Here is a 16,525-nt window from a genome sequence, read left to right on the forward strand (position 1 = left end):
GTCGAGCCCCTACGAGGCGTAATGACTGGATTTGACCGCTCTACGGCGGTCGATCGACTCGAGGAAGTCGTCGATACCGTCGAGGACGAGCTCATGCCGGTCCCCGTCCGCGAGGTGTGGGCGTTCGGGGACGTGGCGCTGGGACTCGATCCCGTCGAACGGCTCGATATCTACCTCACGAAAGACGTCCTCATGCGTGAAAATTCGGGCCAGGGGCCGTCGGTCGAGGGGAACGAGGGCTCGTACGACGTCGACGGCGTCGGCAAGTCGGTTCGCACCGAGTGGGCGGAGGAGTACCCCCAATTCCTTCGCGCGAACCGGAACGGTCACGCCGCACCCGAAAAGTGCCTTGCGGCTCACCTGCTCCCGTCGGACGAACCGGTCCACCTCGAGGTGTGTAATACGCCCTTCGAGGACAACGTCACGCAACGTCTTCGGGGTGCGAAGCTTCGAGAGGACTACACCCAGCTGCTCGATCCGCGGGGCGTCTGTCTCTGGATCGACGGCACGCGAAGCGACGAAGCGTTTCGGAAACTCCGCGAGAGCGATCTCGCGCTCCCGACGCTCTCGTCGGCCCTCGAGATGCTCGGCATGGACGAGCCGGAGGCGGGCGAAGCCGCACAGACAGTCCACGAGTGGCGCGCCGACCAGGAGGGCGTGACGATCCGCGGTGACGTCGTCTGAGCCGAGTCGTCGATCGTTCAACCGAGTTCTCTTTGCTGTCGTCCGTCCGAGTCGGACATATCCGCGTGACGAAACGTCTTTGCCGTGGCTCTCTGATCTGTGCGTATGAGCAGTGACTCGTCGATCGTCGGCAAAATACTCACGCCGCGGGTCGCAGTGTTTGCGAACGTCGGTCTCGTCGTAACCGGCTCCGTCCTCGGACTGTTGAGGCTGATCGATTCCGTCTCGGGTATTCTGATCGTCGTTATCGGCTTTCTCGGTGTCCTCGCCTCGATATTTGGGTATCGAGAGGAATAGTTGCTTATCGACCGTCGACGCGCCCGACGGTGACGTAAAACGGAACGCGTTCTGACCGCTGGTACTCCTCGTCCTGCATCTGGTCGATCACGCATCGCCCCATCTCGCGCCAGGAATGTCTGAGGTCTCCATACCCCTCCTCGGTCAACTCGCCGGCGAGGAGCGTTTCTTTGTCATCCGCCAGTCCAGCACCCGTCGCTTTTCGACGGGCGACAGTAAGTGCATGTTCCTCGTACGGGGGAGAGATCGTCCGAACGTGATCGTACGATCGCGTTTCGCACACCTCGAGGCCCGCAGACTCGAAGGCCTCGTTCGCGTCGCTACCCAGTGTAACGTCGGTTCCGACGCCGTCGAGGTAGGCTCGACGCGCCCGTTGCTCGAGTCGTTCTTCGCGGTCGACGCTCGAGGCGATTTCGACGGCTGCGTTGTCGGGTTCGACCGCCGCGACGAGGTCGCTCGAGACGCGGGCGAACTCCGAAACCGCCGCGGCCGGATCCGGGAGGTTGATCAACAGCGCCTGACAGACGACCAGGTCGAACGTATCGTCTGGAAACGGAAGTTCGAGGGCGTTCCCGGCGACCGCCGAAACGCCGTTTCTTGTTCGGGCGGCCTCGAGGAGCGTCGAATCGACGTCACAGCCGATTACGGTCCCCGGAGACTCGGCTGCGAGGACTCGACTCAACTCGCCAGTCCCACAGCCGACGTCCAGAATTCTCTCTCGCGACTCGAGGGCCAGCGGAGCGAGCGCGTCTCGAGAATCGTCCCACATCCCCTCGCGGGTTCGACGCAGGTACTCGGCTGCAAACTCGCGCACGAATGGATACTGCGGCGTCTCGAGTAAAAGCGGGTCGGTTCGGACCGGATGCGCTTTCGCGACCGTGGCACTCGAACACTTCTTACAACCTGGCATCCAATTCCCGCTCTGATCGTGCCTGCGGATTCGCGCCAAACCTATTTCCCTTCGATTGATGAATATCCTCTATGGGCGATACGACCTCCTACGAAGACGAAATCGCACGGGAAGAGGCATCGGATCTGGTACAGGAACTGGCTCGAGAACTGCGAAACGACGACGTTGCGGAGATTCGAATCGGAAACAAGATGGTTACGCTGTCGCCGGCATCGTCGATCGAGTACTCCATCGAGGCTCAGGAGCGGTCGCCGATGCTTGGGGGCGCTCGAGAAGAGATCACGCTCGAGTTGGCCTGGAAAGTCGAGGAAGATACCTGAGAAAATCGCAGGCGGCGGTTCGCGGTTCCGCTCCGCGGTCAAGGTGTGGCCCGGGCAAGGTCGAGGTATGAACCGGGCAAGCGAGAACGCTGTTTGACCTTACTCCTCGCGCAGTTCTTTGACCTTCTGGATGTTCCACGCGAAGCCCCGGCCGTCTTCGGTGGGCGTCTCGAGTGCGAACGGAAGCGCTCGTAGATCGGGGTGGTTGACGATTGCCTTCATCCCGTCCTCGCCGATGTACCCCTCGCCGATGTGGGCGTGTTCGTCCTTGTGCGTCCCGACATCGTGTTTCGAGTCGTTGAGGTGGAGGTACTCGAGGTACTCAAGGCCGACCTCGTCGTCGAACCGACCGATCGTCTCGTCGACGGCCTCCGGCGTCGTAAGGTCGTTGCCCGCGACGAGGGTGTGGGCGGTGTCGATACAGATGCCGATATCCGTCTCGGTGCGGTCGATAATGCCCGCGAGGTGCTCGAACTCGCCGCCGAGTTTCGTGCCGCTTCCCGCGTCGGATTCGATGAGAATCGTCACGTCCTCGGGGACGTCGAGGTCGTCGATGACGCCCGCGGCGTTGTCGAGACCGCCTTCGACGCCAGCGCCGGTGTGTGCGCCCAGATGGACGTTTACGTACGGAATATCGAGCCGCTCGGCCGCGTCGAGTTCGGCCTGCATGCTCTCTTTTGACTTCCGGCGGAGGTCCTCTTTGGGCGTACAGAGGTTGACCAGGTACGCAGAGTGGATCACCCACGGCCCCTCGAGTTTTTCGTTGGTCTCTTCCTGGAACCCCTGTGCGGCCTCTTCGCCGATTTCGGGTTGAGCCCAGACCTGTGGCGAGGTCGTAAAGACCTGTCCGCAGTTGCCACCGAACGCGACCTGACGGTGGACTGCATTCCGAATGTCGCTATAGGGTGGAGTCTCTTCGTCCGATGAAACGCGCGAACCGGAAATCGAAACGTGTGCGCCGACCTTCATGGATTCTCGTCAGTACCGAGCCGTGATAGGTATAACGAACCGATGTCGGCGCTTTGCTCTGCTATCGATAGCCGTCGGCTGTACTATCTCAGTGCTCGCTTTTCTCGAGCACGTCCCGATTTCGAACCCACGAGTCCGCCCCGAATTTTCGTGTGGCCAGTTCGTCTGCGGCCTCGAGTTCGGCGTCGCGCCACGTCCCTTCCTCGGCGTCACACCATTCGCCGAGACAGTCGGCGAGTGTCCCGAACGCTTCCTCGCGGTCGATTCCCGCCTGCTCGCGGATGCTCGTCACGCGCTCGGTGAAGGTCGTCCCCTCGAGATCGGTGTCGAACACGCCGACGTGGCGCTCGGGCTCGAGGTCGTAGCTCACCGACCCGTGCTGGATGACGACATCCCGTTGTCGATACTGGGCGTTGCCGCTGATCTTGGCTCCGTCGACGACGATGTCGTGGGCCGGGTGAATATCTCGCAGATAACACGACGGCTGGTAGATCGCCTCGCGTTCGGTGCTCGCGAAGTCGGCGTCGACACCCATTCGGGAGAACGCCTCGAGGATCGGTTCACAGAACAGGGCGTAACAGTCCATGAGGTCCCCGGGAACCTCCTCGGCGGGGGCGACGATCGTGTAGGAGATGTCGGCGACCGAATCGTGGTAGATGCCGCCGCCGCCGGTCTGTCGACGCGTCACGTCGACCCCGTTTTGCTCGCACCACTCCCAGTCGACCGACTCGGCGTCCTGACGATACCCCATCGAGAGCGTGCTGGGTTCCCACGAATAAACGCGAACCGTCCGCAGGTCGTCCTCGAGGGCCGTTCGGGCGGCAACCTCCTCGAGTGACATCTGCGTCGCTCCGTCGCGAGGGTCGTCTCTGATCAGTCGCCAGTCCCGACGCTCGAGGTCGTCCGTAGTCATGTGCTCACGGATGGGCGGAATCGAGTTAGTGATTGCGGAGCTTCGGAGGTCTCGAGGGGACAGATCGATAATCGAACCGATTTGAAGGGAACGTCGAACCGATTTGAACGCAAAGCTGGCAGACTCGAACGCAAAGGTGAACGATTCATACCTAAGATCGCCAGTTCGTTACTTTGGTGAGAGAACGCTGTCGGGTCGTTACTCCGGCGGGACGCTCACCAGTCCGGACGGCTCCTCGTTTGACGCAGTCGTCAGCACGAATTCCCACGTTGATTCGTTGTCAACCGACTCGGCGCTCGAGATCGTGATATTCGGTTCGGAACAGTATCGGAGCAGTTCGATCACGATTGGGAGCGTCACGACGCCGGTTTCCGCTCGGCCGAGCGCGTAGGCGGCGAGAGTCACGGTCCACGACCGCGATTCGACCGACCGGTCGACCGCAATCCGCTCGAGGGTGTAGTCCTCGAGGAGTGCGACAGACTGGAGTCGCGATAACGTCACCTCGAGTGGTTCGTCGCTCGCCGGTGGCGACGACAATCGCTGTGCGGCGGCGAGCAATAGTGGTGCCTGCTCTCCCGGCTCGAGTTGCCGCTCGAGTTCGATCGCCATGCTCTCGAGCAGTCGAAGGCAGAGTTCGTCCGGCGATTCGACCGTTTCCGCGATCTCGAGGTACGTATCCATGATCGCCCGCTCGACCGATCGGTGGGAGGATTCGGCGACGGTTTCGAACACCGACCCCGCGATGGCGTGACAGAAGTCGATGAGTGATTCCTCACTGCCTGGCTCGTTGGGAGGAAACGACAGGGTCGTCTCGGACGCGTCGTCCGATCGTCGCCCGGTCTCGCCAGACGCGACACCGTCGTTCGCGGGATCGTCGGCGATCTGCGACGTCAGATCGTCGTCCTGACAGACGATCACGTCATACCGGGGTAGTTGCGGGTCGTACTGACGGAGGGCGGCCCGGTACTGTTCTGTCGCTCGCGCGCCCGCTCGAGCGGTCGGCCTGTTTTCGAAGCGAAGACCGATGGCGGGTGCGGGATGTTCTCCGGTGCGTCCACATCGCAGGTAGTACGGTCCCGTCTCGTCGGCGAGCGCCTCTAAGTGCTGGCGAATGTCTCCGAGTGTCGTTCCGATCATTGTGTAGTCTCGTTTCAGCTGGTCCGCGTGGCAACCGCGAGTAAAATTCGGTTAGTGGAGTCGCGGATCGTTGTTTTCGTCGTTCGGTGGTGGGGACTCATAGATCGCTGTTGACGATATCTGCGACGCGCTCTCGATCGAAGAGCTGTTCGTCCGTCGGAATATCCTCCGAATCTCCGGGCCACTCGCCGAACTCATCGGGATAGACCTGCTTTGCTAACGCTTCGGTCGAAAACAGATGCGTGATCGGCCCCATGAACTGGCCGGACGACCGGACGACGTTCCCGCTTTCGACGGCTTCGAGCTCGCTCGCAGTTGAGTGATTCTCGAGGGGGTCGATGACCTCGGTTTGCCACTCCTCGTCGGTCATCGAGGAGAGGTTATACGCCCCGAGATAGTCGGGCTCGACCTCGAGCAGGGTCTCGTACCCTACCGGCCCATCGGGTTCAATGTCCGCGAAGGCATCTTCGAAGCCGAGGTCGCGGAAGCTCTGGGCGTCGTTTCGTTTGTCGGCGATCGGTGCCGGTTCGAACTGGCCCGATTCCGCGCTGATCCCCCGCCAGAAGACGGCCGCACTCGGGCGTTCGTCTTCGGGTGGGAGTCCAGCCTCGATATCCGCGATGAATTCGTCGCGGAGTTCGACCCAAGCCTCGTACTGTTCCTCTCGTCGGAATATCTCCGCGATCTTTTCGAACAGTTCGTACATCGTGTAATACGGCTCCTCGTTGCCGTCGAACTCGAACCGAATGTACGAGCCGAGATACGGAGCGACACTCGTTTCGATTTCCTCGAGGTCGGCGTCCGACCAGCCCGAATAGCTCTGGAGCATCCGCGGGTCCATCAGGTGGACGTCGGCGCCGACTTCGTAGAAGATCTCTTTATCGTACGTTCGGGCGGATTCTCCCTCTCCGTACTGTAGAATTTCGTCCGGGTCGTGCTCGACGCCGGGCAACTGGTCGTAAAACTTGTAGGGCTTCCGGTCGGGATAGGCGTGGGCTTCCGGTTGCAATCCGAGAGCCATCGCCATGTCCTCTTGCGTGCCCGGAATGACCGAGAACGTTTCGGGGACTGATTCGAACGTGTGACAGCCCGCCGGTTCGATACAGACTTCGTAAGACTCGGTTTCGCCCGAACCGTTCGATGTCTCGCTTTCTCCGTTCATACAACCCGCGATTGCGGTCGCAATCGCTCCTGAGCCTGCTGCCAGTAACTGGCGTCTGTGCACCATGCTTTTAGGTTGGCCTAAAATATTAAAAGTGCTTTGTTTTAGGCAAACCTAAAAATGTGGCTCAGAGAGCCGAGATAGCTACGCCGACGAAACGCTCACAGAGAAACGACCGATACAACCCTTCTTAGCGCCGTAGTGCGCGTTGGCGCGACGCTTCGATCGAATCATCGTGAAGCGGGCTCACGGGGGTGATCCGTATGCCGTCGTTTTCCTTGACGCGGGCCTCGATCCCGAACACCTCTTCGAGAAGGGCTTCGGTCACGACTTCCGCGGGCCGGCCGCGGGCGTGGATCGAACCCTCGTTGAGCGCGAGCAAGTAATCCGCGTATCGTGCCGCCTGTTCGATATCGTGTAAGACGAGCACGACGGTGACGTCGCTGTGGTCTCGAAGCGCCTCGACGATCTCCATCACCTCGAGCTGGTGGTGGATATCCAGAAACGTCGTGGGTTCGTCGAGCAACAGGATTTCCGTCTCCTGTGCGAGGACCATTGCGATCCAGACTAACTGCTTCTGGCCACCGCTTAGACTCCCCACGTCGCGGTCTCGAAGGTGATCGACGCCGGCGAGCGAGATCGCTCTGTCGACGGCCTCCTGATCGGCCTGCGTCACCGATTCGAAAAACCCTCGATGCGGGTATCGGCCGTGATAGACGAGGTCTTCGACCGACAGGCTTCCCGGGGACATGTTCTCCTGTGAGAGCAGGCCGAACTTCCGAGCGAACTCCTTCGAGTCGAGTTCGTGAGCGTCTCGCCCGTTTAACAGCACCGTTCCCGATTCGAGCGATATCTGCCGAGCGATCCCCTTTAGGAGCGTACTCTTCCCGCTTCCGTTTGGACCGATGAGCGCGGTCACATCGCCTTCCGGAACGACGATCGATTCATCGTCGATGACCGGTTCCTCGGCGTTCGGATAGCCGACGACTAACTCCTTGCCGACGAGCTGTTCGCTCTCGTCGTCATTCGGTCGTTTTCGTTCGGTAATCGGTTCATCCCGTTCTATCTCCGTGTTTTCTCGATGTGTTTCTACGGACATTCGTAATCGCCTCCACGTGCACTGTTTGGTGTTCGTCCTCGTCGTCCGATATGCGCTCGAGCGTGATGGCACCGACAGGTATTCGCCCTTTCGATCATCAGATCTCACCGAGTTGCTCTTTCTTTCGCATTAGATAGAGGAAGTACGGCCCGCCGATCAGTCCCGTAACGATACCGACCGGTATCTGGACGGGGTTGAGTGCGAGTCGCGCACCGACGTCCGCGGCGACCATCAACGCCGGTCCGACGAACAGACAGCCGATGATCAGCCGTTTGTAGTCACTTCCGACGATGTTCCGAACCATGTGCGGGACGATCAGCCCGACGAAGCCGACGATACCGGCCACGGCGATACTCGCGGCGGCCGCGAGGACGGCGACACCGGAGAGGGCGAATCGCACTCGCTCGACGGACATTCCCAGCGACGACGCCGTCTGTTCGCCGAGCAAGAGCACGTTCAGTTGGCGGGAGCTAATGATCGCAAGCCCCATCGCGACCACCGTCCACGGCAGGACCATCCGCACCTGCTGCCAGTCGACGCCGGTGAGCGATCCGCTCGTCCACGCGATAGCTTCCTGAACGATGCCGATATCGTCGGCGAAGAAGAACATCGCGGTCTGGAGCGACCCGAATACCGTTCCGACGATAACGCCGGCGAGGACCAGCCGAATCGGACTCGTTCCGTTCTTCCAGGCGATGACATATACGAGCAGGAACGCAACCGCGCCACCCGCTGAGGCGACCAGCGGAAGGACCGTCGTCAATCCGCTGAAAACCGTCAACACCAGCAGAATCATCAACCCCGCGCCGGAGGAGACGCCGAGGATGAACGGGCTCGCGAGTTCGTTTCGGGTAACCGCCTGAAAGATCGCGCCGGAGACGGCGAGGTTCATGCCGACGAATATCGCCACGAGTACCCGGGGAAGCCGAAGGTTCCAGACGATGAGCGTCTCCGTCGACAACTCGGGTAGCTCTCCCTGATAGCCGGTGAGAAACCGCATCAGATCCTCGCCAACGAAAAAGTTGAGGAGCCATCGGGGATCGAGCAAGACCGTCGTGTCGAACACGGCCCGAATTGCCTGTCCGAACGTCATCGAATACGCCCCGTACCTCACTTGGACGAGCCCGGAAATGGCGACGATTATCGAACTTCCGAGACACAACGAGAGGAGTTTGCCATCAATAAGCGAGGGTTCGTTCCGCCGACGGCCGGCGCTCGCATCGGTACTCGAGGAACCCGGTGATCGTTCAGCGGATCTGCTGGATCGATCCGTTCCAGTTTCGGTCATCGTGGCACTCCGTCTATCCCCATCGAATTCTCGAGACTGTGGGCTACTGTGGTCACATCGATAGCGTACTTCTCGGAGCCGATGCTACCGGGTGCTATCGAGGTGTTAGTCCACTCGCCGTTGCTGTTCGGTTCTCCACGCATGCTATGAGTCGGTACTGATATCTGCGACGCGATCTCGGTCGAACAGGTCCTCGTCGGGCTCGAATTCGTCCGGATAGAGCTGTTGTGCCCCCCGCTCAAGTTCGAACAGGTGGCTGATCGGTCCGAGGTACAGCGGCCCGCCCTGAAAGACGCGACCGTTCTGGACCGCTGTCAGTTCGCTCCCCACGGAGTGGTCTTCCATGTACGAAAGCACGGACTCGCGGAACTCGTCACGGGATTTGTGGTGGTGGCCGCGGATCAGGATCACGTCGGGGTCGACTTCGAGGACGGTTTCATAATCAAGGGTGCCTCGTTCGGTCGTACTCAACCCGTCAATCCCGGTCCCCGAAAGTGCGTCCTCGAGTCCGAGTTCGTGCCAGTGTTTGTTGTCCGTTCCGCGGTCGGAGAGTCGATACGGCGTAAACTCCTCCGGCTCGTCCGAATTGTCGTGCGTGAGTAGTGCGGTTGGTCTGTCTTCGATTGGGGGCAGTCGTGACTCGACGTCCGAAACGAACTCGTCGTGAAGGTCGGCAAACTCCTCGAACCGATCCCGTTGCTGGAATACGTCCGCGACGAGTTCGAATGCCTCGTACATCGAATAGTATCGGTAGTCGTGCCAGTCGTCGGTTCGTCTGAAGATCGTGTTGCCGATGAACGGGGCGACGTTCTCATCGATTTCCTCGACATCTGCTTCTTCGAGCCCGAACGCCGAGTTATGGACGAGCCAATTCGGGTCTATCAGGTGAACGTCTGGGTCTAGTTCGTAGAACAGTTCCCTGTCGACGCCGTCGTTCCAGAGCTCGGTCAGCGAATCCAGATCGAACTCAATGCCGAGTTCGTCGAAGTGCTTCGTGACGATTCGATTCAACTCGCCGGCGGCGAGCAGTCCGTCGCCGACGCCGAGTGCGATTCCCATCTCGGCGTAGTTGCTCTCGTAGACCACCCACTCCTCGGGAACGTCCTGAAATTGGACTTTTCCAACTGGTTCCATCGAGACTGTATACGAATCTTCTCCCCCGCCACCCGAGTCGACTTCGGGCGTCGAACAGCCAGCCAGTAGTACTGATCCGACGGCCGTTCCGCCGGTCGCTAACACTCCCCTTCGAGTTGTCCCGTTTGTGCGTGCTGAGACGACCATCATTCTTTAGGCCCACCTAAATCATTATAACCGCTTCGATTTTTTGGCACACCTAAAACTAGGCGATCCGGTAGAACGTGCGGTGAGGTACTAAATCACAGCTCGACTGCCGTCCGACAGTTCGGCTAAAATCCGTTTTATCCCCGGAATGCCTGGTGAGTGGCTGATGCTCAATACTTGTCTGTTCACAAACTCGGGATTTTATATCTCATTATGTGGTTTATAAACTACTCTCATCGAAACGGGCGAGCGTCTGGACTGGAGTCACACGTCACGACGTTTTTACGTACCCGGCGGGTACACCGTCCATGGTGCGGAATATCGCCGGTCTCTTGCCGGAGCTCGAAACCGAGGACTTCTATCTCCTCTCGGGGGTCGAACAGGGGATGCGTTTCTCCGAGTGGGTCCAGCGAGAGAAATTGACGGACTTCTCCGGCTTGACGCCGGAGGAGGTCGACTACCGCCTCGAGCGCTGTCTCAAACGCGGGTTAGTCGAGAAAAAGACGATCCAGTACGAGGGATACACCCTCCAGTTCGAGGGCTACGATACGCTCGCATTGCGCGCGCTCGTCGAAGGCGACACGATCTCCGAATTCGGAGCGCCCCTCGGCGTCGGCAAGGAAAGCGACGTGTACGAGGTCAAATCGTACAAACCCCTCGCACTGAAGTATCACCGCGAGGGCTATACGAACTTCCGAGAGGTCCACAAAGAACGCGATTACACCGCTGACAACGATCACGTCTCCTGGATGTACACCGCAAGAAAAGCCGCCGAACGGGAACACGACATCCTCGAGTCGCTGTATCCCGACGTATCCGTCCCTCGTCCGATCGAACAGAACCGCCACGCTATCGTCATGGAGAAGATGGACGGCGTCGAACTCTCCCAGACCAGACTCGAGGACGAACAGGTTCGAGGTGTGCTCGACCTCCTGTTGAGAGAGCTCACTCGAGCGTACGAACTCGGCTACGTTCATGCCGACATGAGCGAGTACAACGTCTTCGTCAGCGAGTCAGGGGTAAAAATCTTCGATTGGCCCCAGTCCGTCCCGACGGACCACGAAAACGCGACGACGTTCCTCCGACGAGATCTGAAGAATCTCGTGGGCTACTTCCGCCGAAAGTATCCGAGTCACGTTTCGGACGACCTCGAGAGCGATCGCGTCGCGGATGCGATCGCAGACGGCTCCTTCGAGTCGATCGCGGATATCGAATAGCACCGTTCCGAGGTACTGCTGAGTCGGTATTGTTCTCTGGTCTCGAGTCTCTCCGGAGCTAAAACGTCGATCGGTACCTGATTGGGGAATTCTTGTGGTGAGTTAGGCTGCACTCGAGTCGATATCGTTGATCTGGACGAAACCGTACTCACAATCCGGGCAGTGCCACTTAATTTTCTCGCCGAGGTGCAGGGTCGTACTGGCGGCGCGGTAGAAGGTTTTGACCCCACACTCCGGGCACTCGTGTTCGAGTTCCTGGGACATACGAGTCGATAACGAACGAACCGAGTTTAACGTACTGATTTCGAGTACGCACCCTGGCCATCCCTTATGTAATACATCCCATGTTGCTATATAGAATGTGTGGGCTTCGAACGAAACTCTCGGAGTTCATTCCTCGAGTTAACACCCACACGCCGTCGCGCCGAGATGTCGGCGGCGACGAATGCACACGATTAGGGGCCGTTGGCTGATTTTCGAGAACGGCCCGTCGCACTCGCAAGCGACGACCGGAGTGAATTTCGCTGGCTTTCTGGACCACCCTTGCGACGAGAGATATTAAAAATAGATAAGATGGTAACAATTTTAAACAATACGTGTGGTAGTACTGTTATGAAGCTCTCAAGACGAACGGCCCTCAAGGCCGGTGTCGGAGCGATATCGATGGCCGTACTCGCCGGATGTGCATCTGACGATGCATCCGAAGAGACTGACGACGGTACCGAAACGCCGGATGACGGTGATGACGATGGCTCCGAGTCAGATCCCGATTCCGAGCCGGAAGAACACTCCCTCGAGTTACTCGTCGAGGAAAACGTCGCCCACGAACATGCGTGTCTCCATTCCGACTTCGACGATCGGATGCCGCTCGAGGCCAGTGACTCGAGCGAGGACGCACCGACGGAAGAAGAGACACACGTGATCTGGGAAATTTCGTACGAGGGTGACCAGGGATACTTCGCCTTCGATGCCGACGCCCACGAGTACGACGGGCCGTTCGTCTTCTATACGGCTGAGGGATCGGCCGAACCGGTCGAGGGAACCGAACAAGAACGCGATGCGGTCGACGATGACGAGTGCGAGACCCTCGATGAGTACGTCGAAGTCGAGACGCCTGAGGATGGACGGATCGTTCTCGAACTGCAAACGTCGTAACAAATCGGTTTCTGGGACGCGTCGTCTCGAATTGGCTTTCTTTCGCAAAAAGCGCTTCCACCCAAACGCATCCTCGCCAGCGCTCTCGAGACTACTCTGATCGATCCCGTTTTCGCGGTTTTTTCTCCGCGCGAGACTATTCTGCTCCGAGCGCCTGTCTCAACGACGGGAGGTTAATCTCCTCCATCTGTTCGATCCAGCCGTATCCGGCCTCGTTCCACTCCTGAATGGTCCCTTCGACGGGCGACAGCGGCTCGTAGTGCTCCGCGTCGGTTTCCTCGAGGAGTACCTCGACCATTTGGGGGATATCCTCGCCGGGATTTTGGGTTTCGAAGGGGTCATAGAGGATCGTTTCGATGTCGTGCTCCTCGACGAGTTCGATCATTTCGGAGATGTCCGCGCTGGTTTCTGCTTCGTCAGGAGAGATCCCGACGGGCGTATGTAACTCGAAGTCGTAGCGGGCTTCGATGTACTGGTAGGAGTCGTGACCCGCAAAGACCGCGACGTCGCGGCTCGCGTTCTCGGTGAGTGCTTCGAACTGCGCGTCGATCTCCTCGAGTTTCTCGACGTATGCCCGTGCGTTTTCCTCGTACAGCTCGGTGTTGTCTCCATCGGCGTCGCCGAGTCCGTCCGCGATCGTCATCACGATATCCTGCGCGATAACCGGATCCACCCAGACGTGCGGATCGGGGTACTCCGGCGCTTCGGTCTCCTCGAGTTCCTCGACGACCGAGACCAACATCGCTTCGTCGCTTGTGTCCCAGACGACGTCGCCATCAGCGACGAGTTCGAACACGATTCGGGCCTGCGTCGGCCCGTCTCCACCGAACACGATGTCGTCTCCCCGCGATTCGATCTCGATATCTTCGTCTTCTTCCTCGACGAAACTGGCCTCGAGCTGGAACTGTTTGTCGTCGCCGATCGGCAAAACTCGTCCTTCGTCGTCCTCGAATATTCCAGTGATCACGACCTCGCCGCCAAGTGGAATGTCGGGGACGCCGCCGTGCCAGTGGTCGATGTGCCAGTAGGCGATTTCGTTCCCGGTTCGTTGGTTGTAGACGTCGAACCCCTCGATTTCGAGATCGTTCGGATCGAAGTCGTACTCCGGCGGTTCGCGATCGATGTCCCCATCGGAATCCATCTCGAGAAGCTGGTTCTCGAGCCCGTCCATGCCATCTATGAGCGTGACGTTGTCGTGATTTTGCTCGAACTCCGAGGCGTACTCTTGGGCCCACGGAAATTCGTCGGTGTCGAGATACACGAACACGTTCGAGTTGGCGATATTCCGCTGGAGGTCGCTTGGCGGTTCCCAGCCGTGGCCCATTTCACCGGTCTCGATCGCGTTCTCGAAGTCGATCTCGCCGTCTGCGATCTCATTGGCCCAGTCCCAGAGCGGGAAGAACGCGGCGTATCCACCCTCGGGCTGCTCACCGTCGGGCTCGCCGAGACAGCCGGCGATCGCTCCCAACGCGATAGCTCCTCCGCCCGCTTTCACCATCGAACGGCGTGTCAGCTCCATACGAACGTGTACGAACAGGTACATAAATAAGTTATTATTTTAATGGGCGATTTTGTTAATAAGGGCCATAATCAAACTCCGAATTGTTATTCATACCGGCGGTTGGTGGATGTGCCGGCCGCTCGGACGACCCGAGTGCGCGAATCATCCCCCCACATACTCAAACTAAATCCCAATAGAGAATTATTAGGTATTATTAAATTTGTCTATATTCATAACATATTTAGGAGTGACTGCTAGACTGGTTACTCGAATGACTAATACCGATGCAAGACGTTCGTCTCGAGGAACCGAACTGGGCGTATTCGCAATCGTCTGTCTCGTGTTAGCTGTCGTCGGACTCCTGGCCGCCACCGGGACGGTCGCCACCGAGGCGGGCGAAGACGACGCGACACTCGACGTAAGTACCGTCGAGCTCGTCGATGCGGAGTCCGGTGAGGTCGTTGCCGTCCTCGAGGACGGCGAGTGGGACGGCTCCCTTCCCGCGATCGAAGAGCCGCCGTTAGAGCAGTCGGGGTCGGCCGCCCTAACGCTCGAGGCCGACGCCGAAGACGAGGACGGAAACGAGATCGATCTCGGAGAGTACGACCTGGGTGCAGAGCCGGCCGATGGTACAGACGACGAGCTAGTAAGCGTCGACGAACGCGGGGATGCCGTCCACCTGGACGGCTCCGGTGAGGGAGAAACAGACCTCGTCTTCGTGCTTCGAGACGGCGGGGCCGTCGCCTACGAGACGCCGAGTATCACGGCGGACGTCGACGTGCCACCGGGTGTCAGATTCCTCGTCGAGACCACTATCAATCACACGCACGCCTGCTTCCACGGCGACTACGACGATCGGGTCCCCCTCGACGCAGGTGACGCGCCGGGCTCCGGACCGATCGTCGACGACGATCACGTCCTCTGGAACGTGACCCACGACGGAAACACGGGCTACGTCTCCTTCGACCCCGAACCGATCGGGTACGACGACGTAGACTTCGTCTTCTACTCGGCGGAAGGGTCGATCGAGCCCTTAAACGCCGACGTTCTCGAGCGCGGCGACGTCGACGAGTGTCCGACGATCGAGGAGTACGCGCAGGTCGAAACGCCCGAGGACGGAACGATCGAATTCGCGCTCTCCGGCGAGGATCGCGACGACGGCGACGAACCGGCTATCGAGGTTTCGAACCTCGATATCGCCGAACAGGGAGCCGACGCGGCGATCGACACCGATGAGGACGCACCCGTTACCGTGGACATCGAGAACGTCGACGACGAGGGCGGCGAGAGCACCGTTGAACTCGACGTCCTCGGCGGCGAGCCCGCGAGCGAAACCGTCGACCTCGAGCCCGGAGAGACCGAATCAGTGACGTTCGAGGGCCCGATCGGTGACCTCGACGCCGGCAGTTACGTCGTGTACGCGTCGACCCCCGACGACGGGGAAAGCGGCTCGCTTCTCGTCGATCCCCCGTCGATCGCCGGAACGGTGACGGACTTCGAAGGCGAACCGGTCGAGTCCGCGACAGTGAACCTCTTTCTCGACGGGAACGGGACCGACGGCGACGCCGACCGAACCGTCGAACCCGAGCCCGACGGAACGTATGCGATCGACGACGTCGACGCACGCTTCGGGGCTTCGACCCTCGAGGTGACCGATGTCGACGGTCACGCGGCGGCCGAACGAACGGTCGAGACCGAATTTGGAGCGGATATCGACGCGGACGTTCGACTCGGGCTCGCCGGTGCGGAAACGAACGCCGGCAACGACTTCGCCGGTATCGTCTCCGACGACGAGGAGCTTCCGGTAACCGCGACCGGCCTTACCGGCCCGGACGAGAGCGAACTGGCCGACGACGAGGTTACTATCCAACTGATTCGCGGGGACGACGTCCTCGTGGAGCGTTCCGGCGTCGATATCGAAGACGGTGCCGTTCTGGAAACGACACTCGAGCTCGACTTGATCGATCCCGAGACGGAGCCGGGTCCGGCGACCATCTCGATAAATGAACTCGAGATCGACCGCGAGGGCGAGATCGAACTCGTCCATGAGGTCCGGTCCCTCGAGGACGGTTTTACCACCACTTCGCTTCCGCAGCCCGCCGTGCTCTACACGGACGGTGTCGACTCGATCGAACAGTGGGATACCGAAAACGAGAGCTACGTCAGCCTCGGCGCGAATTACGACGACGGCGATCTCATCGACGGAGCCGACGCGCTCCACCGCGGGTTGTCCGTCGACGCCGACGGCGACGCCCGCCTCGGCTACGAGTTCGAGACGGACGGAGCGCCGACCCCCGGCGAAGTCCACCTGGAAAACGGCTGGCACCTCGCGGGCTCGAACTTCGCGCTCGGCGAAGGAGACGGCACACAGGACGTCGACGACGACCTCGGGACCATCGACGCGGCCGGCGACGGCATCGCGATCTACGACGATCGACAGCGCGTCGGGCCCGCCCCCTCGCTGACGATCGGCGGCTTCGATTCCTACTGGGTCTACGTCGACGACCCGGATCGGGCCGACCGACCGGTCCTCACGCCGAACTACGACGCGACCGCTCGAGCCGACGCGCTGGCCGAGTCCGAGTAACATTT

16 protein-coding genes are annotated in these 16,525 nt (G+C 60.0%); 6 read left to right on the plus strand and 10 right to left on the minus strand.

All coding sequences use genetic code 11. The features are described from left to right. The first annotated feature begins 21 nt into the window (after window positions 1-21). Window positions 22-684, plus strand: a complete 663-nt coding sequence (locus tag ACYQ14_RS14120) for a DUF7095 family protein (RefSeq protein WP_459889070.1) — start codon at window positions 22-24, stop codon at window positions 682-684. Between the two features lie 105 nt (window positions 685-789). After that, complete coding sequence (locus ACYQ14_RS14125; RefSeq protein WP_459889071.1) at window positions 790-981, plus strand: hypothetical protein; 192 nt, start codon at window positions 790-792, stop codon at window positions 979-981. A gap of 4 nt (window positions 982-985) precedes the next feature. Here the strand turns inward: ACYQ14_RS14125 and ACYQ14_RS14130 are convergent, their stop codons facing one another. Beyond that, a complete protein-coding gene (locus ACYQ14_RS14130; protein WP_459889072.1) occupies window positions 986-1,795 on the minus strand; it encodes a class I SAM-dependent methyltransferase in 810 nt (269 codons plus the stop codon). Window positions 1,796-1,962: 167 nt separating this feature from the next. On the opposite strand from ACYQ14_RS14130, the gene ACYQ14_RS14135 reads away from it, so the two are divergent. Then, window positions 1,963-2,211, plus strand: a complete 249-nt coding sequence (locus ACYQ14_RS14135; RefSeq protein ID WP_459889073.1) for an amphi-Trp domain-containing protein — start codon at window positions 1,963-1,965, stop codon at window positions 2,209-2,211. A 99-nt stretch (window positions 2,212-2,310) separates the two neighbouring features. Here ACYQ14_RS14135 and ACYQ14_RS14140 read toward each other — a convergent pair whose 3' ends face one another. The 7 genes from ACYQ14_RS14140 to ACYQ14_RS14170 all read right to left on the minus strand — a co-directional run bounded on the left by ACYQ14_RS14140 (window position 2,311) and on the right by ACYQ14_RS14170 (window position 10,063). Further along, window positions 2,311-3,180, minus strand: coding sequence for a deoxyribonuclease IV (locus tag ACYQ14_RS14140; protein ID WP_459889074.1), 870 nt, complete (start codon window positions 3,178-3,180; stop codon window positions 2,311-2,313). Window positions 3,181-3,268: 88 nt separating this feature from the next. Then, window positions 3,269-4,093, minus strand: a complete 825-nt coding sequence (locus ACYQ14_RS14145; RefSeq protein ID WP_459889075.1) for a lipoate--protein ligase family protein — start codon at window positions 4,091-4,093, stop codon at window positions 3,269-3,271. A 198-nt stretch (window positions 4,094-4,291) separates the two neighbouring features. Continuing rightward, window positions 4,292-5,230 (minus strand): DUF7551 domain-containing protein, encoded by a 939-nt coding sequence (locus ACYQ14_RS14150; protein ID WP_459889076.1) that lies wholly within the window; start codon window positions 5,228-5,230, stop codon window positions 4,292-4,294. Window positions 5,231-5,327: 97 nt separating this feature from the next. Next, window positions 5,328-6,458: an ABC transporter substrate-binding protein gene (locus ACYQ14_RS14155; RefSeq protein WP_459889077.1), complete on the minus strand. Its 1,131-nt coding sequence runs from the start codon at window positions 6,456-6,458 to the stop codon at window positions 5,328-5,330. Between the two features lie 124 nt (window positions 6,459-6,582). Next, on the minus strand, window positions 6,583-7,491 hold the full coding sequence (locus tag ACYQ14_RS14160; RefSeq protein WP_459889078.1) for an ABC transporter ATP-binding protein: 909 nt from the start codon (window positions 7,489-7,491) through the stop codon (window positions 6,583-6,585). 97 nt (window positions 7,492-7,588) lie between these two features. Beyond that, window positions 7,589-8,779, minus strand: coding sequence for a FecCD family ABC transporter permease (locus ACYQ14_RS14165; protein WP_283838077.1), 1,191 nt, complete (start codon window positions 8,777-8,779; stop codon window positions 7,589-7,591). 144 nt (window positions 8,780-8,923) lie between these two features. Next, entirely contained in the window at window positions 8,924-10,063 is a 1,140-nt protein-coding gene (locus ACYQ14_RS14170) for an ABC transporter substrate-binding protein (protein ID WP_459889079.1), read from the minus strand. A 305-nt stretch (window positions 10,064-10,368) separates the two neighbouring features. On the opposite strand from ACYQ14_RS14170, the gene ACYQ14_RS14175 reads away from it, so the two are divergent. Continuing rightward, window positions 10,369-11,277, plus strand: coding sequence for a serine/threonine-protein kinase RIO2 (locus ACYQ14_RS14175; RefSeq protein WP_459889080.1), 909 nt, complete (start codon window positions 10,369-10,371; stop codon window positions 11,275-11,277). A 102-nt stretch (window positions 11,278-11,379) separates the two neighbouring features. Here the strand turns inward: ACYQ14_RS14175 and ACYQ14_RS14180 are convergent, their stop codons facing one another. Beyond that, entirely contained in the window at window positions 11,380-11,541 is a 162-nt protein-coding gene (locus ACYQ14_RS14180; protein WP_283838081.1) for a DUF7838 family putative zinc beta-ribbon protein, read from the minus strand. A 348-nt stretch (window positions 11,542-11,889) separates the two neighbouring features. On the opposite strand from ACYQ14_RS14180, the gene ACYQ14_RS14185 reads away from it, so the two are divergent. Next, window positions 11,890-12,432 carry a twin-arginine translocation signal domain-containing protein gene (locus tag ACYQ14_RS14185; protein WP_459889081.1) on the plus strand — a complete coding sequence of 181 codons (543 nt, stop codon included), beginning with the start codon at window positions 11,890-11,892 and terminating at the stop codon, window positions 12,430-12,432. A 136-nt stretch (window positions 12,433-12,568) separates the two neighbouring features. Here the strand turns inward: ACYQ14_RS14185 and ACYQ14_RS14190 are convergent, their stop codons facing one another. Continuing rightward, window positions 12,569-13,951: a metal ABC transporter solute-binding protein, Zn/Mn family gene (locus tag ACYQ14_RS14190; RefSeq protein WP_459889082.1), complete on the minus strand. Its 1,383-nt coding sequence runs from the start codon at window positions 13,949-13,951 to the stop codon at window positions 12,569-12,571. A 253-nt stretch (window positions 13,952-14,204) separates the two neighbouring features. On the opposite strand from ACYQ14_RS14190, the gene ACYQ14_RS14195 reads away from it, so the two are divergent. After that, entirely contained in the window at window positions 14,205-16,520 is a 2,316-nt protein-coding gene (locus ACYQ14_RS14195) for a carboxypeptidase-like regulatory domain-containing protein (RefSeq protein WP_459889083.1), read from the plus strand. Window positions 16,521-16,525: the final 5 nt, after the last annotated feature.

The sequence above is a fragment of the Halostagnicola bangensis genome (assembly GCF_054653435.1).